Genomic DNA, 18,036 nt, shown 5'->3' with positions numbered 1-18,036 from the left:
CGAAAAACTTTCAACCAGGAGACAAGCTGTGAAAAACGACCAAACCCTTACCCTTTCTGCGCCAGCCGCTATCAAATCCGGCATTCCATCCGGAAGGCGCACCCTGCTGGCGGCAGCCGCCCTGCTCTCGCTAGGCGGCCCGGCACTGGCTCAGAACGATCCGGCGGCCGGCTTCCCCAGCCATCCGGTCACCGTCATCACGGCCTTTGCCGTGGGCAGCGGCCCGGATGCGGTACTGCGCATCGTGGGCGAAAAACTGGCCGCGCGCTGGAAGCAGAGCGTGACCGTGGACAACCGGCCCGGCGGCGGCGGCTTCGTGGCCATCGAAGCGGCGCGCCGCGCCAAGCCCGACGGCTACACGCTGCTGCAGCTGGACAGCGAGCATGTCTCGGCCCTGCCCTATCTCTACAAGAAGCGCAACTTCGTGCCGCTGGACCACTTCGACCCGGTGGCCCCCCCTGTTCCTCACGCCGTTCTTCGTGGCCGTGCCCACGAATTCGCCGTGGAAGAACATGGGCGACCTGATCAAGGCGGCGAAGGCCGAACCCGGCAAGGTCAGCTACGGCTCCTGGGGCGTGGGCAGCCCCGGCCACCTGGGCGGCGAATGGCTGGACTATCTGACAGGTACGAGGATGACGCATGTGCCCTACCGCGAGGTCAGCCAGCTCTTCACCTCGGTGGCCAACGGCGACCCGGCCTGGAGCTTTGCGAGCCTGCCGTCGAGCCAGGGCATCTACAAGTCCGGCAAGATCCGCTACATCGCAGTGGCCGCGCCCAAGCGCATTGCCCAGATGCCCGACGTGCCCACCGTGGCCGAGGCCGGCGGCCCCGCCGAGCTGGATGTGAACTCCTTCGTTTCCCTGCTCGCGCCCAAGGGCATGAATCCCGCGCTGCGCAACAAGATCCACGGCGACGTGGTCAGCGTGCTGCAGGACCCGCAGGTGCGCGAGAAGTTCGCCACGTTTGCCTTCCAGCCCATGAGCTGGAGCGCGGCCGAGATGCAGCAGTTCGCCAGGACCAAGTCCGAGCAGTACAAGCTGCTGATCCAGAAGGCCAATATCAGCCTGGACTGAGTTTCCTGCAGCCGTCGCCAGGCCCTGCCCGGCTTTCCGGCAGGGCTTTCTGGCGCGTGTCGTCAGAACGCCGAGACCTTGTGGCCCACCTGGCGCGCCAGTTCCTCGATGGCGGCCATCTGCTCGACGGGCAGCAGCACCAGCGGGTAGCTGTCGCTGTCGATGTCGAAGACGGCCAGCGCCAGCCCCTGCGGCTTGAGGCAGGCCGCAGCCTCGGTCAGGGCATCGAAGCCGGAAATCTCCGCCACATCCAGCGCGTCGTAGTCCACATGGCGCTCCTCGCTGATGCGCAGCCGCGACAGGTTCCAGACCAGATCGTTCATGCCCAGCTTCCAGTCCATTTCCACGCCGAGTTCGCGGCGCTGCAGTCCGTCGACGAGCGCCAGCCAGGGCGTGACCTCGCGCGGCTCCTCGATGCCGCGCTGTTCCAGCTCGTCGGCAAAGCGGGAGAAATAAAGCTCGGGGTGCGTGAGCGCCAGCACCACTTCGGCGCTCAGTGCATCGGTCTGGGCAGGCGCCAGCACATGCATGATGGCCTCGCACAGGTTCTGCCAATCCTGCTTGCGCACGATACGCAGAGGCTCGGGCGCCGGACCTGGCGCCGCGGCCCCGACTGCACCGGCGCCTGCCAGGCGCCTGAGCCATTGCGTCCATCCCATTTCGACTCTCCTTGTGTCCTCGCCATGCAGCGCATCCGGGCCGGCCACGACAGGCCCTGGCCCCCAGCGTGCCAGTTTGCCGCCGGACAGGTTGTCATTTTTGTCACGGACGGCATATGGCGCGCACGGCGAATGCGGCCCTGGCATGACGCACGGCCAGGGCGCAAAAGCGGCCCCGCAGCCGGCAAAACCGTGATCCGGGCGCCAATCCTGACATTTGTTCACACAAGCACCGGCATGGGCGCCTTGAGATGTATCAATATATTACCAATGCTTACACTTGGACTGCTTCATGATGGCTGCCTGCCCAAAGACGCAGCCATCCTGCAGAGTGTTTCCTTCAACCGCTTCTCCTTCCATAGCCATTGCCCTGCGGGCGTACCGCCCGCAGCGCGCATAGCCAGCCGCCCAAGCATCTTCCCAGAAGCCGCATTCCCTCAAGCCTCAGGCTTTGCCTTTTTCCATGTTCACTGTTTATGACTGCATTGTTTACGAGCACGATCTGAGGCTCGTCATCCTGGCGGCCGTGATCTGCACGATGGCCTCCTTTGCCGCCATCAACCTGCTGCACCATGTCGCCAGATCGCACGGCATCATGCGCTCGACATGGCTTTGCGTGGCCGGTACCGCCACCGGCTTCGGCATCTGGGCCACGCATTTCATCGCCATGCTGGCGTACTCGCCCGGCATCCAGAGCGGCTACAACATCGCGCTGACCCTGGTCTCGCTGATTGCCGCCATCCTGCTGACCGCCATGAGTTTTGCCGTCGCCTCCAGGCCTTCCTTGCGCCATGGCCGCTGGCTGGGCGGCGCGCTGGTCGGCGGCGGCATCGCCGTCATGCACTACACCGGCATGGCCGCCTTCGAGATACCGGGCCGCATCATCTGGAATCCGCCGCTGGTGGCGGCCTCGATCGCGCTGGGAGCGCTGTTCGGCGCCGTCGCTCTGCCGGCCGGGCTGCGCAGCCGCTCCTACAGGTCGATCGCCGCGGGCGCCCTGCTGCTGGCGCTTGCCATCTGCAGCCACCACTTCACGGCCATGGCGGCGGCAGCGCTGATTCTCGACCCCACGGTCGACATATCGCCCCATGCGATTCCGACCTACTGGCTTGCCATCCTGGTCACGATCGCCTGCCTGACGATCTTCCTGCTGACCTTTGCCGGCTTCATGCTCGACCTGCGCGAGCGCCGGCAGGCCAAGCGCGAGATGGAGCGGCTCAACAGCCTGGCCAATGTGGCCTTCGAAGGCCTGCTGGTCTGCGAAGGCGAGGTGATCAGCACGGCCAACGCCAGCCTGGCCGAGCTGATCGGCTGCAGCACGGATCAGCTGGTGGGCAGCCAGCTTTCCCTGATTCTTCCGGACAAGCTGGCCCGGCGCTGGCTGGAGGACAAGCCCTGCGTGGCCTTCGAGACCGTGCTCCACCCCGCCAACGGCGGCGACCCGATCGCGGTGGAGGTCATCTCCCGGCCGGTCGTCCATGCCCAGAAGCTGCAGCGCGTCGTGGCCATCCGCGACCTGCGCGCCCGCAAGCAGGCCGAGCGCGACATCCACTACCTGGCGCACCACGACACCCTGACCGGGCTGGCCAACCGCAACACCTTCAACCAGAAACTGGAAGAGTTGCTGCTGGCGCATGGCAGCGACGGCCGTTTCGCGGGCAAGCACCTGGCCGTGCTGTGCCTGGATCTCGACCGGTTCAAGGAAGTCAACGACCTGTTCGGCCATGCGGCCGGCGACGAGCTGCTGCAGACCGTTGCCGGCTGCGCCCGGCAGGTGCTGCGCCGCGGGCAGCTGATGGCGCGCCTGGGCGGCGACGAGTTCGCCGTCATCGCCCCGGGGCTTGGCGATCCCAGGCAGGCCGAGCGCATTGCCCAGGATCTGCTCGATGCGTTCAAGCAGGAGAATCTGCAGGCCTCCATCTCCAGCGCCATGATCTCCACCAGCATCGGCATTGCCGTCTTTCCCGGCGATGCCGACGACAGCACCTCGCTGATGAGCTGCGCCGATACGGCGCTGTACCGGGCCAAGGCCGAAGGCCGGGGCACCTACCGTCTGTTCGAGGCCGTCATGGGCGAACAGATGCGCGACCGCCGCCGGCTCGAGCACGATCTGCGCTTTGCGATCGCGCGGCAGGAGCTGTCGCTGGTCTACCAGCCGCTGGCGCGCACCAGCGACCGGGAAGTGGTCGGCTTCGAGGCGCTGCTGCGCTGGAACCACCGGGAGCGGGGCTCCGTCTCGCCGGCCACCTTCATTCCCATTGCCGAGGAATGCGGCCTGATCCTGCAGATCGGGGAATGGGTGCTGCGGGAAGCCTGCCGGGAGGCCGCAGGCTGGGAGCAGCCGCTGAGCGTGGCCGTGAACGTATCGGCCGCGCAGCTGCACAGCCAGCAATTCGTGCAGACCACCCGCGACATACTTGCGCAGACGGGCCTGCCGCCCGGGCGCCTGGAACTGGAGATCACGGAAACCGCGCTGATACGCGATCCCGGCCGGGCGCTGGTCATGCTGCGCCAGCTCAAGGAACTGGGCGTGCGCATCGCCATGGACGACTTCGGCACCGGCTATTCCTCGCTGTCCAACCTGCGGGCCTTTCCCTTCGACAAGATCAAGATCGACGCATCCTTCATCAAGTCCGTCAACCTCAACAGGCAGGCCGCGACCATCGTGCGGGCCGTGCTGGGACTGGGCCGTGGCCTGGAGCTGCCGGTGCTGGCCGAAGGCGTGGAAACGGAGGAGGAACTGGCTTTCCTCAGCGCCGAATCCTGCCAGCAGGCCCAGGGCTATCTGCTGGGCCGCCCCCAGTCCATACAGATGTTCCAGCACCTCACGCGCGCGCCGGGCTGACCGCCAGGCAGGAGCGCTCCTCCCCGCTCCTCGGGCGGGAAATGCCGGTCAGCGCACCGGGTTGGCGAACCCCGCCACCTGCTCGTAGTTGCGGGCGATGGCGCGCAGCTCTTCCTGGCTGATCAGGTCGTCGATATGCGTGAAAGGCTGGCCGCCGCTGAGCTCGTCGGCCTTCATGATGATGTAGTCCGGCGGCGTGGAACGGTTGGTCAGCACGATCTTGGAGGTAGCCGGCAGGCGCTGCGCCTCGTACTGCTGCAGCAGCGCCTCAGGGTCGCCCTCCGGGTGGGCTGCCAGGATATCGGCCAGCGCCCGCGCATCGCGCATGGCCTGGGCCGAACCGTTGGAGCCGCGCGGATACATGGGATGGGCCGCATCCCCCAGCAGGCTGATGCGCCCGAAGCTCCAGCGCGGCACCGGGTCCTTGTCCACCATCGGGTACTCGAAAACGGTCTCGGCCGCCGCGATCAGCGCCGGCACGTCCAGCCAGTCGAACCTCCAGTCCTGGAACAGTGCCGCAACCGTGGCGGCATCGCCGGTCTTGTTCCAGTCGTTCATCTGCATCGCGGGATCGCGGATCTCGGCCACCCAGTTGACGAGCTGGGTGCCCTGGCCATCGATGTCGTCCGCTATCGGGTAGATGACCATCTTGCCCGTTTCCACGGTACCTATGCGGATATAGCTCTTGCCGCTCAGGATGGGCCGGAAGCGCGAGACGCCGCGCCAGGTATTGATGCCGCCGAATGCGGGCTTCTCATGCGGATAGAACTGGCGCCGCACCGTGGAATTGACGCCGTCGCAGCCGATGGCGATATCGGCCTGCGCAGCGGCTGGGCGGTACCCATCGGCCTGGGCACAGAAATGCACGGTCACTCCGCTGTCCGAGGATTCCACACGCTCGCAGCGATGGTTCACATGCACGGCAGCGGCCCCCAGGCGCTCGACGGCCGCCTCGTACAGCACGCGGTGCAGCTTGCCGCGGTGGATGCCGAGCTCGGGCAGGCTGTAGCCCGCATGGCGCCCGCGCGGTTCGCGGTACACATACTGGCCGTGGCGGTTGAAGAACACGCTCTCCAGGTTCTCGATCGCCAGCGCCTCCAGCGCGGGCTGCACGCCCAGGTCGCTGAGCTCCTTCATCGCATGCGGCAGCAGCGTGATGCCGACACCTACCTCCCGCACTTCCGGCACGCCTTCGAAGACCTCGCAGGCAATGCCGCGCTGATGCAGGGCCAGCGCCAGACTCAGGCCGCCGATGCCGCCGCCGATGATTGCTACTTTCATGTCCGTCTTCCTCCGTCTCGCTCGGGCCTGCCTTATTGCGCGGTGATGCCGCGGCTCCTGACCAGATCGGCCCAGCGCCTGGCGTCCTTTTGCACCAGGGTTCTGAACTCTTCGGGCGTGCTGCTGGCCGGATCCATGCCCTGGGGCTCGAAGGCGCGCTTGACCTCGTCCGTCGCCAGGATGGCGCGCAGCTCCTGGTTCAACGTCTGCAGCTGATCGGCGGGCATGCCGGCCGGCGCGAAAATGCCGTACCACATGTCCACGTTCACGTCGCCGGCCCTGGCCTCCTTCAGCGTGGGCACATCGGGCAGCAGCGGGTGGCGCTGGTGGCTGCCTATGCCCAGCGCGCGCAGGCGCCCCGACTTGACATGGGCCAGCGCCACATGGATGGGCAGGAACATGCAGTCCACCTGGCCGCCGATCAGGTCGGTCAGCGCCGGGCCCGTACCGCGATAGGGAATGTGGGTGATGGAGACATGCGCGGTGTTCTTGAGCAGCTCCATGGACATATGGTGCGGCGTGCCCACGCCCGGCGAGGCGTAATTGATCTGGCCCGGCCGTTCCTTGGCCGCGGCAACCAGGTCGCCAGCCGTTCTGAACGGCGCCGTCGCCGGCGTCACCAGGATCAGCTGGCCCCAGCTCGTCAGCGAGATGGGCTCGAGGTCCTTGAGCGGATTGAAGGGCAGCTTGGGATACAGCGGCGCGTTCATGACCAGGGTGTTGACCGTCACCAGCAGGGTCTGCCCGTTGGGTGCCGCGCGCACCACGGCCTCGGTGCCGATGTTGCCCGATGCGCCGGGGCGGTTGTCCACGATGACGGGCCGCCCCAGGCGCTGGGACAGCTGCGGTCCCACGGTGCGTGCAATCGTGTCGATGCCCGTGCCCGGCGTGAAGGGCACGATGAGACGTATCGGCGCAACGGCCTCCGTATTGGCCCGGGCACCGACCGCTGGCAGGAGGGAAGCGGCGGCAGCAAGCTGTGCGGCGCCGTGCATGAATCCACGTCTTGTCGATGACTTTATCTGCATGGTGTCTCCTCCGATTTTGTTAGCATGCATATATTCAGTTTACTTATCAAAATACAGCTCATCCATAGGGCAAGCACCAGCAGACCCTGCTGAACGAAGCGTTGGCTTTAGTCTTCGGCTGATGCCAGACCCATTGGCAAACCTGCATCTCCCCCTTCAGAATCCGCAGCAATGAACCGCACCACTGCCTCTCCCTCTTCCGGCAACGCCTCCCAGCCCCTGGCACTGTACAAGCGTCTGGGCTTTTTGCTGCGCCGCGCGCATCAGCTTTCGGTCGGCATTTTCGAGGAAGAGTGCCGTTCGCTGAGCCTGACCCCGCCCCAGTGGGGCGTGCTGACCATTGTGCAGTCCGTGCCCGGCACCGACCAGACCTCGCTGGCCAGGGCTCTGGGCTTCGACAAGGTCACGACCATGCGCCTCGTGCGTTCCCTTGAAGAGCGCGGACTGCTGCAGCGTGCGCAAAGCATGCTCGACAAACGCCAGCATGAGCTGGCCCTGACCGAGGCCGGCCACCGCATGCTGACCGAGGCGGCCCTGCCCGTCGAGCTGGCCCACAAGCGCCTGCTGTCGCCGCTGACGGAAACCGAGCAAGCCCAGCTCATCCATCTGCTGGGCAAGCTGGGCAGCAAGCTCACGCCCGGGGCGCGTGTGATTTACGAACCGCTGCATCTGCAAAAGGCCAGAAAGCGCGGCTGAGCTGCACAGCCGCAGCAAAGCACCGTGCCGTTGCGTCGGCTCATGTGCATTTATGCACATGCTGTTTGCAGAAAATGCGCTTGCCCGCGCAAAAGCGCACACATACCATGGATTGCATGCGTGGGGAGACCCACGCTGTTTCATCCAACACACGGCCCGGCCACGACCGGGCAGCCTCAGGAGACAGCCCATGAACGCCCCCACCTCCAGCAAGGTCCTGGCCCCCACCGTCAAGCTGCTGATCAACGGCCAGATGGTCGAATCGCAGACCACGCAATGGCGCGACCTGATCAACCCCGCCACGCAGGAAGTGCTGGCGCGCGTTCCCTTCGCCACGCCCGAGGAAGTCAATGCCGCCGTCGCCAATGCCAAGGAGGCCTTCAAGACCTGGAAGAAGACCCCCATCGGCGCACGCGCCCGCATCTTCCTGAAGCTGCAGCAGCTGATCCGCGAGAACATGAAGGAGCTGGCCGCCATCCTGACGGCAGAACAGGGCAAGACCCTTCCCGATGCCGAAGGCGATGTGTTCCGCGGCCTGGAAGTGGTCGAACATGCGGCCAATATCGGCACGCTGCAGCTGGGCGAACTGGCCAACAACGTGGCCAGCGGCGTGGACACCTATTCATTGCTGCAGCCCTTGGGCGTGTGCGCGGGCATCACGCCGTTCAATTTCCCGGCCATGATCCCGCTGTGGATGTTCCCGATGGCGATCGCCACCGGCAACACCTTCATCCTCAAGCCCTCGGAGCAGGACCCGATGGTCACCATGCGCCTGTGCGAACTGGCGCTGGAGGCCGGCGTGCCGCCCGGCGTGCTCAACGTGGTGCATGGCGGCGAGGACGTGGTCAACGCCATCTGCGACCACCCCGACATCAAGGCCATCAGCTTCGTGGGCTCCACCAAGGTCGGCACCCATGTCTACAACCGCGCCAGCCTGGCCGGCAAGCGCGTGCAATGCATGATGGGCGCCAAGAACCACGCCATCGTCATGCCCGATGCGAACAAGGAGCAGTCGCTCAATGCCTTGCTGGGCGCCGCCTTCGGCGCCGCGGGCCAGCGCTGCATGGCCGTGTCGGTGGCCGTGCTGGTGGGGGAAGCCCGCAACTGGATTCCCGAGCTGGTGGAAAAGTCCAGGGCTCTCAAGGTCAGCGGCGGCACCGAGCCCGGCACCGATGTCGGCCCGCTGGTCTCGTGCGCGGCGCTGTCGCGCGTCGAAGGGCTGATCGAGCGCGGCCTGGCCGAAGGCGCCAAGCTGGAGCTGGATGGCCGCAAGCCGCAGGTGGCCGGCTATGAAAAAGGCAACTTCGTCGGTCCCACCATCTTCAGCGGCGTCAAGCCCGGCATGAGCATCTACGAACAGGAAATCTTCGGCCCCGTGCTGGCCATCGTGGAGGCCGAGAACCTGGACGAAGCCATCGCCCTGATCAATGCCAATCCCAATGGCAACGGCACGGCCATCTTCACCCAGTCGGGCGCCGCGGCGCGCAAGTTCGAGGAAGAGATCGACGTGGGCCAGGTCGGCATCAACGTGCCGATTCCCGTGCCCGTGCCGCTGTTCTCGTTCACCGGCAGCCGTGCCTCCAAGCTCGGCGACCTGGGCCCCTACGGCAAGCAGGTTGTGCTGTTCTACACTCAGACCAAGACCGTGACGGCCCGCTGGTTTGACGACTCCACCACCAGCCAGGGCGTCAATACCACCATCAGCCTGAAGTAAGAACAAGACATGCGACTGCGCCGGCCTCCCGACCTCCAGCCATCACCACGGTCTTGCAGGAGGTTGGACGCAGTTCTGCTTTGTCTGGCGGCAGCCGGTGCCGCTGCACAGGAAAAGGCGGCGCAGTCCGCCAGCGCGTTCTGCGATCCAGCCGCCCAGGGGCAAGCCCCTCTGAAGTGCCTGGATGAGCGAGCCGACGCTGCCGATGCAGCGCTCGAGCACAGCCTGAAAAAGCTCCATGACCTGATGCCGGCCGAACGAAGCGAACAGCTGCGGGCCCGCCAACGCGACTGGGCGCGGCGCCGCGACACGGAATGCACGCCCGCGAACAGGCCCGCATCCGACACCAATGCCCTGGCCCAGGCCGCGCTATGCCGCAGCCGGATGGCCATGCGGCGCACCGAACTGCTCGACGGCCTTCAGCCGCCCGCCCGGCAACCGCCTCAAAACGGGCTGGACTGCGCCGACGCGCAAAAAAAACACGCTGGCCTGTCTGCAAGAGCGGCAGGCCACCATCGAATACGGCGTGCAGGTGCTCTATATCTCCATGGCAATGGATCTGCCCGAGCTTCAGGCCGAGAGGTTCCATGCCGAGCAAAAGCGCTGGCTTGAGCAACGCGAACAAAGCTGCCGGCTCAACGGCTATGTTCATGAAAAGGAAGACCAGGTCGCCTGCCGGCTGCGCATGGGGCTGGAACGTGTGAAGGCCTACCGCCAAAACTGGCAGCCTCTGACCCAGGCCGGGGCACAGCCATGAGCCGCAAGCCCTGTTGCATTCATCTCGGCCCGGCCCGCGTCCCAGGCCTTCCTGCAAATGCGCTGGCAGCCGTGCTCTTGGCAGTTCTCGGCCACTGCGCCCATGCCCAGGCCGGTGCCAACTGTGTGCCCGGCGGCACGGTGCAGCAGACCAATGCCTGCGCCATCCGGGATTTTCAGCAGGCCGATACCGGCAACCAGATTCTCTATGGCGATGTGATGCGCGCCCTCTCGGCCCATGAGCGCCCTGCCCTGCGCAAGGAGCAAAGCGAATGGACGCGCCACCGCATCCAGCATTGCAAGCAGGCCCAGGCCACGTTCGAAGCCCAGCCCGACTGGCCGCGCCGCTACCACGAATGCCTGGTCCGGCAGATCAGGGCCCGCGATGGCGAACTCAAGCAATGGCTGCACCGCGGGCCGCCGCCATGACTATGAATGCGATAGCTGCAAGCGCTTGTTCCACGAGCACTAAAGCCTCATAAAACAATAAAGGAGACAGAGATGGACTTTGAACTGACAGAAGATCAGCACGCTTTTGCCGACACGGCCCGCGCCTTCGCCCTGGCAGAGCTGGCGCCGCATGCCGCCGAGTGGGACCGCGGGCAGGTCTTCCCGCGCGAAGCCATTGCCAGGGCCGGCGAACTGGGCTTCTGCGGCCTGTACGCACCCGAGAGCGCGGGCGGCCTGGCCCTGCCGCGGCTGGATGCCACGCTGGTGTTCGAGGAGCTGGCAGCCGTCGACCCCTCCACCACGGCCTTCATCACCATCCACAACATGGCGACCTGGATGCTGGGCACCTGGGCTACCGACGAGGTCCGTGCCGAATGGGGCGAACCGCTCACCAGCGGGCAAAGGCTCGCCAGCTACTGCCTGACCGAACCGGGGGCAGGCTCGGACGCGGCCTCCATCAAGACCCGTGCCGAGTTGATGGGCAACGAATACGTGATCAATGGCGCCAAGGCCTTCATCAGCGGCGCGGGCAGCACCGACGTGCTGGTGCTCATGGCGCGTACCGGCGATGCGCAGTCGGGCGCCAGCGGCATCAGCGCCTTTGCCGTGCCGGCCGATCTGCCCGGCATCAGCTACGGCAAGAAGGAAGAAAAAATGGGCTGGAACAGCCAGCCCACGCGCGTGATCAGCTTCGACAACGTGCGCATTCCCGCACGCAACCTGCTGGGCCGCGAAGGCGAAGGCTTCAAGATCGCCATGAAGGGACTGGACGGCGGGCGCATCAATATCGCCACCTGCTCGGTCGGCGCGGCCCAGGGCGCGCTCACCCAGGCCCAGCGCTACATGCAGGAGCGCAAGCAGTTCGGCAAGCCCATCGCCAGCTTCCAGGCGCTGCAGTTCAAGCTGGCCGACATGGCGACCGAGCTGGTCGCCGCGCGCCAGATGGTGCGCCTGGCCGCCAGCAAGCTCGACGCCGGCGCGCGCGACGCCTCCACCTACTGCGCCATGGCCAAGCGCTTTGCCACCGATGCGGGCTTCATGGTCTGCAACGAGGCGCTGCAGCTGCACGGCGGCTACGGCTATATCCGCGAGTACCCGCTGGAGCGCTTGATGCGCGACGCCCGCGTGCACCAGATCCTCGAAGGCACGAACGAGATCATGCGCGTCATCATCGCGCGGCGTATGCTGGAAGGCGATGCACCCGACGCCATCCGCTGAATGCCCATGCCCACCAAGCCCCTGTCCTCCGAAACCCTGGTGCTGATCGCTGCGCTGCGCGAGGCGCTGGCCGTGCGCGGCGACGTGGAGGAGCGCACGCTGTTCGGCAGCTACTGTTTCTTCGTGGACGGCAAGCTGTGCCTGGGCGTGAAGCACGGCGAGCTGCTCGTACGCCTGCCGCCCGAGCGGCACACCGAATTCATGGAAATGCAGAACACCCGCGAACTCTCGCCCAGCGGCGGCATGCAGGGCTACTTCTGGGTGGAGCCCAACGGCTTTGCCACGCGCGGGCAATGGCAGTTCTGGCTCGACGAAGCCTTGGCCTACAACCCGCGTGCGAAGGCATCGCCGCGGCGCAAGGCCGCGGCCTCAAGCGCAGGCCAGGCGAAGCGCCCCAGCGTGTTCGATAGCGACCTATAGGAGAGAACCGCCATGCCCGTCCGCATCGTCCGACTCGGTACCCCGCGCGCCCCGGGCGAAGGCCTGCGCATAGGCACGGTGCGCCGCCCGCCGCGCGGCGTGCCCAAGGCCGAGTTCGCCAGCCGCGATTACTACGACGTCTGGTATCCCGAGCTCTCGCCCGAGCCCGACACCATGAAGCTGGCGCTGGAATCCCACCACCTGCAGGACCAGGGCCAGGCCGCCGAGGCCGACAAACTGTGGAAGCAGTTCGACAAGTTGTTCCGCAAGCAGCTGGCCGAGGCACCTGCCGACCGCACGCTGAGCCTGCTCGCCGCCCTGTCGCACCATGCCGCATTCGCCGTGGGCTGCTACTGCGCGAACGAGGCGCGCTGCCACCGCAGCATTCTGCGCAGCCTGCTGCAGGACAAGGGAGCGGACATCGCCAACTGAAAAGAATCAGCCGCCAACGCAGGCAGACAAAGCGCAACAAGCTACATCTTCAATAGCATACAAAGGAGACAGACATGCAGATCGCCTTCATCGGCCTCGGTAATATGGGCGCCCCCATGGCCATCAATCTCGTCAAGGCCGGCCACAGCGTCAAGGCCTTCGATCTCAGTGCCCCGGCTCTCGCCAAAGTCCAGGCCGAAGGCGGCCAGGCCGCGGCCAGCGCCGAGGAAGCCGTGAAAGGCGCCGAGGTCGTGATTTCCATGCTGCCGGCCAGCCAGCATGTCGAAGGGCTGTACCTGGGACGCGACGGCGCAGGCGGCCTGCTCGCGCACATCGCCAAGGGCGTGCTGGTCATCGACAGCTCCACCATCGCCGCCGCCACCAGCCAGAAGGTGGCCAAGGCGGCCGAGGCCGCAGGCATTGCCTTCATCGACGCCCCTGTCTCCGGCGGCACGGGCGGCGCCATCGCCGGCACGCTGACCTTCATGGTGGGCGGTGCCGACGCCGACCTGGAGCGCGCGCGGCCGCTGCTTGAGAAGATGGGCAAGAACATCTTTCACGCGGGTGCCGTGGGTGCGGGCCAGACTGCCAAGATCTGCAACAACATGCTGCTGGGCATTCTGATGATAGGCACCAGCGAGGCCATCGCCCTGGGCGTGGCCAACGGGCTGGACCCCAAGGTGCTGTCCGAGATCATGCGCCGCAGCTCGGGCGGCAACTGGGCGCTCGAGGTCTACAACCCCTACCCCGGCGTGCAGGAGAATTCCGCCGCCACGCGCGGCTACACCGGCGGCTTCGGCACCGACCTCATGCTCAAGGACCTGGGCCTGGCCCAGGAAAGTGCCATGGCCGTCAGGGCCAGCACGCCACTGGGCGGCATGGCCCGCGCGCTCTATGCCGCCCACAGTCTGGCGGGGCATGGGCCGGAAGACTTCTCCAGCGTGATCAAGATGATGCAAAAGAAGTGACGGCCTGGGGTCCAGCCTTCTCCCCGACAAAGACCGCACGGCGAGAGCCATGCGGTCTTTGTCTTGACGGCTGATTGACACTGCGCTGCAAGCTCTCAGAATGGACAAGGACATGCGCAAACAAGGTGCACCAAGCCGGTGTCTTGAGGCGATGCTCGCGCCCGGACCTGATTGGCGCCAGTCGTGTTGATCCGTCAGCGGCGCAGAGAGCGTGGACACGTTCTCAAAGGAGGCCATCATGAAGAATCCTCTCGAAGCCATCCTCATCCTGGGTGCCGGCAAGATAGGTTCCACGATTGCCGATATGCTGGCCGAGCTGCATGGCCTCTCTGCCACGCTGGCGGACATGCAGCCATCGCCCGCCGCCAGCGATCCGCTGATCAACCGCCTGCAACTGGACATACAGAATGACGCCGCGCTGGCCGAGGCACTGCGCAAGCACTCCCTGGTCATCAATGCCCTGCCTTTCTTCTGCGCGGCGCGGGTCGCAACCGCCGCAGCCCAGCATGGAGTCCACTATTTCGACCTGACCGAGGACGTTGCCGCCACGCGTGCCATACGGGCTCTCGCGCCGCAGGCGCGCGCGGTGCTGATGCCGCAGTGCGGGCTGGCGCCGGGCGTGATAGGTATGCTGGGCGGGCACCTGGCGGGGCAGTTCGACGCGCTGCACGAGCTGCAGCTGCGCGTGGGCGCGCTGACGGTCCACGCCACGAATGCCCTGCGCTACCACTTCACCTGGAGCATAGACGGCCTCATCAACGAGTACTGCAATCCCTGCGATGCCATCGTGAACGGTCAATTGACGCAAGTACAGCCGCTGGAGGGACTGGAAAGCTGGCTCCTGGACGGCCAGCAGTTCGAGGCCTTCAACACCTCCGGCGGCCTGGGCACGCTGTGCGAGACGCTGCAGGGCCGCGTGCGCAACCTCAGCTACAAGACCCTGCGCCACCCCGGCCACCGCGACGCCATGCACCTGCTGCTGCACGGCCTGCGCCTGATGGAGCGGCGCGACCTGCTGCGCCAGGTGCTGGAAGGCGCCGTGCCCCACAGCCGCGACGACATGGTGGTGATTGCCGCCACGGCCACCGGCCTGCGGAGCGGCCGGCTGGAGCAGGAGACGCGCACGGTGCGCATCTACGGCGCGCCGCTGCGCGGACGGCATCGCACGGCCATCGAGCTGACCACGGCCGCCGGCATGCTGGGCGCGGTGGAACTGTTCGCCACCGGCCGGCTGCCGCAGCACGGCTTTGTGCGCCAGGAGCAATGCACGCTTTCCGCCTTGCTGGCCACCCGCGTGGGACATTACTTTGAAGGCCTGCGCGAAGATGCCCAAAATGGCGCGGAATCTGCCGCGCCCGTCCCCCAGGCCGTCCACCGTTGAAGTTTTCGATTCGCTCCAGGAAAACCCATGACTGCATTGCCCTTAGACGATTTCGCCACCGTGCTGCAGCGCTGCGGCATTGACCTGTCCGCGCTGCAAGGCTCCGACATTGCCGTGCGCTCGCCCATCGACGGCACCGAACTGGCCCGCCTGGCGGCCCTGCCCGCGGCACACATGCCTGCCGTCATCGGCCGCGCGGACCAGGCCTTCAGGCAATGGCGGCTGACGCCCGCACCGGTGCGCGGCGAGCTGGTGCGGCTGTGGGGCGAGGAGCTGCGCCGCGCCAAGGCGGACATAGGCCATGTCGTCTCGCGCGAGGTCGGCAAGATCGTGCAGGAAGGCCTGGGCGAGGTGCAGGAGGCCGTGGACATCTGCGAATTCGCGCTGGGCCTGTCGCGCCAGCTGCACGGCAAGACCATTGTTTCGGAACGGCCGGGCCACCGCATCATGGAGCAATACCACCCGCTGGGGCCGGTGGCCGTGATCACGGCCTTCAATTTCCCCAGTGCGGTGTTTGCCTGGAATGCAGCGATCGCTCTGGTCTGCGGCAACCCCGTGATATTCAAGCCCTCCGAAAAAGCGCCGCTGTCGGGCCTAGCCACCTTCAAGGCGCTGGAGCGTGCGATCGCTCAATTCACGGTTCCATTCGGCGACCGTGCACCGGCGGGCCTGGCCCAGATTGTGCTGGGCGGGAGCGATGTCGCCGAAGCCCTGGTGGACAGCCCGCAGATCGCCCTGGTGTCGGCCACGGGCTCCAGCCGCATGGGCCGCGCCGTGGGACCCCGGGTGGCGGCGCGCTTTGGCAAGCGCATCCTGGAGCTGGGCGGCAACAACGCCATGATTGTCACGCCCGCGGCCGATCTGGACCTGGCGGTACGCGCCATCGTCTTCAGCGCCGTGGGCACGGCCGGCCAGCGCTGCACCACGCTGCGGCGGCTGATCGTGCACAGGGATGTGAAGCCGGCCCTGCTGGACAAGCTGCTCAAGGCCTATGCCAGCCTGCGCATAGGCGATCCGCTGCAGCCCGGCACCCTGGTGGGGCCACTGATCGACGAGGCGGCTTTCAATGCAATGCAGCATGCCCTCGCCCAGGCGCGGCAGCAAGGCGGCACAGTGCTCGCCGGCGGCCGGCGCGTGCTCGCAGAACCGTTTCCCCAGGGCTTTTATGTGGAGCCGGCCATCGTGGACATGCCCGAGCAGATGGCCATCGTGCGGCAGGAGACCTTCGCGCCCCTGCTCTATGTGCTGAGCTATGAAGAGCTGGAGCAGGCCATCGCCTGGAACAACGACGTGCCGCAGGGCCTGTCTTCCTGCATTTTCTCCAACGACCTGCGCGAGGTGGAAACCTTTCTGAGTGCAGCCGGCTCGGATTGCGGCATGGCCAACGTGAACATCGGCCCCAGCGGCGCGGAGATAGGCGGGGCCTTTGGCGGCGAGAAGGAGACCGGCGGCGACCGCGAAAGCGGCTCGGACGCCTGGAAGCAGTACATGCGCCGCACGACCAACACCATCAACTACTCGCGCGAGCTGCCGCTGGCGCAAGGCATCCGGTTCGGGTGAAACGCGGATGCTGAAGACCATGCCTGCCAAGGAACACCGGGCGCCCTGGGGCCGTTCGCTGATCCTCATCTCCGTGCTGAGCAGCCTGCTGTGCCTGGGCATCTCGACGGGTTTCGCACTGAGCCGCCATTCCGGGCTGCGTTGGCCCCTCCTGCTGCCTCTGGTGGTGCTCGCGGTCTGCGCGCTGTTCACGGTGCGCGGCTATGTGGTCACGGCCGATGCGCTGCTGGTGCGGCGCCTGCTCTGGACCACCCGCCTGCCCTGGGCAGGAGCGGCCGCCCTGCAATCGGTTCACGCCGAGCCCGATGTCATGCGCGGCAGCATGCGCCTCTGGGGCAATGGCGGCCTGTATGCGTTCACCGGACTTTTTCGCAGCAAGAAACTGGGCAGGTACCGGGCCTTTGTCATGGACCCGCACCGCACGGTGGTGCTGCGCCTTGCCGGCCGCACGATCGTGGTCTCGCCCGCCTCGCCCCAGGACTTTGTGCGCGATGTGCGACAGGTTTCGGGGCTAGCGGATTCCGGCTGAGAGCCCGGGCGGGCCGGCCTCCACGAGGCGCTGCACACTGGCCACGAAGGCCTCGAGCACGGCCGGCATGCGCTGCGCGCGCCAGGCCAGCACCGCCGGCGTGGTCACCCTGCTGCCGCGCAGCGCCGCAAACCGCACGCCGTTCATGCCCACCGTCTGCATGCAGGCCGGCACCAGGGCCACACCCTGCCCGGCCGACACCAGGGCTATGACGGTCAGCCACTGGCGCGCGGCATGGCGCGTATGGGGATGGACGCCAGCCTGCTGCAGGCAGGCGATGACATTGTCGTAATTGGCCGGCGCCACCTCGCGCGCGAACATGACGAAAGTGTCCTGGGCCAGCTCGCGCAGGTCGATCTCGGCACGCTGGGCCAGTGCATGCTCGCTGGGCAGGCAGCAGACAAAGGGCTCCTCGCCGATGGACAGCGTGCGCATGCCGTCGGGCGGCGTGCCGATGTTCAGGAAGCCGCAGTCGATCTGCCCGCTGGCTATGGCCTGCAGCTGGTCGCGCGTGGACATCTCGTGCAGACACAGCTCCACCAGCGGACGCTCGGCGCGAAAGGCCCGGCAAAAGCCTGGCACCTGGCGATAGACCATGGAGCCCGTGATGCCGATATCGAGCCGCCCCTGCAGGCCCAGGGCCACGCCGCGCACCACCTCGGCCGCATGCTGCAGCTGCGCCAGCACCTTGCGCGCCTCGTGCAGAAAAGCCTCGCCCGCAGGGGTGAGCTTCACGTTCTTGGCGTCGCGCTCCATGAGCACCGTGCCCAGGTCCTGCTCCAGCGCCTTGAGCGCCATGCTCAGCGGCGGCTGGGTGATGCACAGGCGCTGGGCCGCCCGGCCGAAGTGCAGCTCCTCGGCCAGAACCACGAAATACCGTAGCAGATGAGTCTTCATGAGCTGATCTTGCCATGCAGGCGCGGCGACAGGCATCGCCCCTTTCGCCAGAGACGCCGAGCAAGAGCCGCCTCGCGGTGGGGGCGCCTAGCCGAAGGCGTCGTCCCCCTTCCAGGGGGAAGCGGCGCA

The 18,036-nt window shown here is 66.5% G+C and carries 16 protein-coding genes and 2 pseudogenes; 14 read left to right on the top strand and 4 right to left on the bottom strand.

Annotated features, from left to right (window positions below):
- Positions 1-70: 70 nt before the first annotated feature.
- Positions 71-1,073 (top strand): annotated as a pseudogene (locus tag V8Z74_RS03340) (Bug family tripartite tricarboxylate transporter substrate binding protein).
- Between the two features lie 62 nt (positions 1,074-1,135).
- Here the strand turns inward: V8Z74_RS03340 and V8Z74_RS03335 are convergent.
- Positions 1,136-1,732, bottom strand: a complete 597-nt coding sequence (locus V8Z74_RS03335; protein ID WP_066469862.1) for a DUF6630 family protein — start codon at positions 1,730-1,732, stop codon at positions 1,136-1,138.
- A 463-nt stretch (positions 1,733-2,195) separates the two neighbouring features.
- Between V8Z74_RS03335 and V8Z74_RS03330 the strand changes: the two genes are divergently transcribed.
- Positions 2,196-4,577, top strand: coding sequence for a bifunctional diguanylate cyclase/phosphodiesterase (locus V8Z74_RS03330; RefSeq protein ID WP_349707944.1), 2,382 nt, complete (start codon positions 2,196-2,198; stop codon positions 4,575-4,577).
- A 48-nt stretch (positions 4,578-4,625) separates the two neighbouring features.
- On the opposite strand, the gene V8Z74_RS03325 is transcribed toward V8Z74_RS03330, so the two are convergent.
- Positions 4,626-5,858 (bottom strand): flavin-dependent oxidoreductase, encoded by a 1,233-nt coding sequence (locus V8Z74_RS03325; RefSeq protein WP_349707942.1) that lies wholly within the window; start codon positions 5,856-5,858, stop codon positions 4,626-4,628.
- A 32-nt stretch (positions 5,859-5,890) separates the two neighbouring features.
- Positions 5,891-6,853 (bottom strand): tripartite tricarboxylate transporter substrate binding protein, encoded by a 963-nt coding sequence (locus V8Z74_RS03320; protein WP_349707940.1) that lies wholly within the window; start codon positions 6,851-6,853, stop codon positions 5,891-5,893.
- 204 nt (positions 6,854-7,057) lie between these two features.
- On the opposite strand from V8Z74_RS03320, the gene V8Z74_RS03315 reads away from it, so the two are divergent.
- The 12 genes and pseudogenes from V8Z74_RS03315 to V8Z74_RS03265 all read left to right on the top strand — a co-directional run bounded on the left by V8Z74_RS03315 (position 7,058) and on the right by V8Z74_RS03265 (position 17,010).
- The gene (locus tag V8Z74_RS03315) at positions 7,058-7,582 is read left to right on the top strand and encodes a MarR family winged helix-turn-helix transcriptional regulator (protein ID WP_157081775.1); all 525 of its coding nucleotides are present in this window, start codon (positions 7,058-7,060) and stop codon (positions 7,580-7,582) included.
- A gap of 190 nt (positions 7,583-7,772) precedes the next feature.
- Positions 7,773-9,296 (top strand): CoA-acylating methylmalonate-semialdehyde dehydrogenase, encoded by a 1,524-nt coding sequence (locus V8Z74_RS03310; protein WP_349707938.1) that lies wholly within the window; start codon positions 7,773-7,775, stop codon positions 9,294-9,296.
- A 9-nt stretch (positions 9,297-9,305) separates the two neighbouring features.
- Positions 9,306-9,641 (top strand): annotated as a pseudogene (locus tag V8Z74_RS26235) (lysozyme inhibitor LprI family protein); the annotation flags it as partial.
- Between the two features lie 4 nt (positions 9,642-9,645).
- Complete coding sequence (locus tag V8Z74_RS03305; protein WP_349707936.1) at positions 9,646-10,053, top strand: lysozyme inhibitor LprI family protein; 408 nt, start codon at positions 9,646-9,648, stop codon at positions 10,051-10,053.
- Entirely contained in the window at positions 10,050-10,481 is a 432-nt protein-coding gene (locus tag V8Z74_RS03300) for a lysozyme inhibitor LprI family protein (protein WP_502879429.1), read from the top strand. Before V8Z74_RS03305 ends, V8Z74_RS03300 begins: the two co-directional genes overlap by 4 nt.
- A 72-nt stretch (positions 10,482-10,553) precedes the next feature.
- Entirely contained in the window at positions 10,554-11,720 is a 1,167-nt protein-coding gene (locus V8Z74_RS03295; RefSeq protein ID WP_349707934.1) for an acyl-CoA dehydrogenase family protein, read from the top strand.
- A gap of 6 nt (positions 11,721-11,726) precedes the next feature.
- Complete coding sequence (locus V8Z74_RS03290) at positions 11,727-12,140, top strand: TfoX/Sxy family protein (RefSeq protein ID WP_349707932.1); 414 nt, start codon at positions 11,727-11,729, stop codon at positions 12,138-12,140.
- 12 nt (positions 12,141-12,152) lie between these two features.
- Positions 12,153-12,572, top strand: coding sequence for a DUF488 domain-containing protein (locus V8Z74_RS03285; protein WP_349707930.1), 420 nt, complete (start codon positions 12,153-12,155; stop codon positions 12,570-12,572).
- A gap of 74 nt (positions 12,573-12,646) precedes the next feature.
- Positions 12,647-13,540, top strand: a complete 894-nt coding sequence (mmsB, locus tag V8Z74_RS03280) for a 3-hydroxyisobutyrate dehydrogenase (protein WP_349707928.1) — start codon at positions 12,647-12,649, stop codon at positions 13,538-13,540.
- A 238-nt stretch (positions 13,541-13,778) separates the two neighbouring features.
- A complete protein-coding gene (locus tag V8Z74_RS03275) occupies positions 13,779-14,921 on the top strand; it encodes a saccharopine dehydrogenase family protein (RefSeq protein WP_502879428.1) in 1,143 nt (380 codons plus the stop codon).
- Positions 14,922-14,948: 27 nt separating this feature from the next.
- Entirely contained in the window at positions 14,949-16,481 is a 1,533-nt protein-coding gene (amaB, locus tag V8Z74_RS03270; protein ID WP_349707926.1) for an L-piperidine-6-carboxylate dehydrogenase, read from the top strand.
- Positions 16,482-16,500: 19 nt separating this feature from the next.
- Positions 16,501-17,010, top strand: a complete 510-nt coding sequence (locus V8Z74_RS03265) for a PH domain-containing protein (RefSeq protein WP_349707924.1) — start codon at positions 16,501-16,503, stop codon at positions 17,008-17,010.
- Here the strand turns inward: V8Z74_RS03265 and V8Z74_RS03260 are convergent.
- Positions 16,993-17,943: a LysR family transcriptional regulator gene (locus V8Z74_RS03260; protein ID WP_349707922.1), complete on the bottom strand. Its 951-nt coding sequence runs from the start codon at positions 17,941-17,943 to the stop codon at positions 16,993-16,995. The two genes, V8Z74_RS03265 and V8Z74_RS03260, sit on opposite strands and share 18 nt — an antisense overlap.
- Between the last annotated feature and the right edge of the window lie 93 nt (positions 17,944-18,036).

Source organism: Comamonas sp. w2-DMI (genome assembly GCF_040187735.1).
Taxonomy (GTDB): domain Bacteria; phylum Pseudomonadota; class Gammaproteobacteria; order Burkholderiales; family Burkholderiaceae_C; genus Comamonas; species Comamonas terrae.
This window is presented reverse-complemented; position numbering and strand designations above follow the sequence as displayed.

Bases quoted from the DNA above. Each gene is read 5' to 3' on its own strand.
- V8Z74_RS03335 (WP_066469862.1), bottom strand. From the start codon at position 1,732: ATGGGATGGACGCAATGGCTCAGGCGCCTGGCAGGCGCCGGTGCAGTC.
- V8Z74_RS03330 (WP_349707944.1), top strand. From the start codon at position 2,196: ATGTTCACTGTTTATGACTGCATTGTTTACGAGCACGATCTGAGGCTC.
- V8Z74_RS03325 (WP_349707942.1), bottom strand. From the start codon at position 5,858: ATGAAAGTAGCAATCATCGGCGGCGGCATCGGCGGCCTGAGTCTGGCG.
- V8Z74_RS03320 (WP_349707940.1), bottom strand. From the start codon at position 6,853: ATGCACGGCGCCGCACAGCTTGCTGCCGCCGCTTCCCTCCTGCCAGCG.
- V8Z74_RS03315 (WP_157081775.1), top strand. From the start codon at position 7,058: ATGAACCGCACCACTGCCTCTCCCTCTTCCGGCAACGCCTCCCAGCCC.
- V8Z74_RS03310 (WP_349707938.1), top strand. From the start codon at position 7,773: ATGAACGCCCCCACCTCCAGCAAGGTCCTGGCCCCCACCGTCAAGCTG.
- V8Z74_RS03305 (WP_349707936.1), top strand. From the start codon at position 9,646: ATGCCCTGGCCCAGGCCGCGCTATGCCGCAGCCGGATGGCCATGCGGC.
- V8Z74_RS03300 (WP_502879429.1), top strand. From the start codon at position 10,050: ATGAGCCGCAAGCCCTGTTGCATTCATCTCGGCCCGGCCCGCGTCCCA.
- V8Z74_RS03295 (WP_349707934.1), top strand. From the start codon at position 10,554: ATGGACTTTGAACTGACAGAAGATCAGCACGCTTTTGCCGACACGGCC.
- V8Z74_RS03290 (WP_349707932.1), top strand. From the start codon at position 11,727: ATGCCCACCAAGCCCCTGTCCTCCGAAACCCTGGTGCTGATCGCTGCG.
- V8Z74_RS03285 (WP_349707930.1), top strand. From the start codon at position 12,153: ATGCCCGTCCGCATCGTCCGACTCGGTACCCCGCGCGCCCCGGGCGAA.
- mmsB (WP_349707928.1), top strand. From the start codon at position 12,647: ATGCAGATCGCCTTCATCGGCCTCGGTAATATGGGCGCCCCCATGGCC.
- V8Z74_RS03275 (WP_502879428.1), top strand. From the start codon at position 13,779: ATGAAGAATCCTCTCGAAGCCATCCTCATCCTGGGTGCCGGCAAGATA.
- amaB (WP_349707926.1), top strand. From the start codon at position 14,949: ATGACTGCATTGCCCTTAGACGATTTCGCCACCGTGCTGCAGCGCTGC.
- V8Z74_RS03265 (WP_349707924.1), top strand. From the start codon at position 16,501: ATGCCTGCCAAGGAACACCGGGCGCCCTGGGGCCGTTCGCTGATCCTC.
- V8Z74_RS03260 (WP_349707922.1), bottom strand. From the start codon at position 17,943: ATGCCTGTCGCCGCGCCTGCATGGCAAGATCAGCTCATGAAGACTCAT.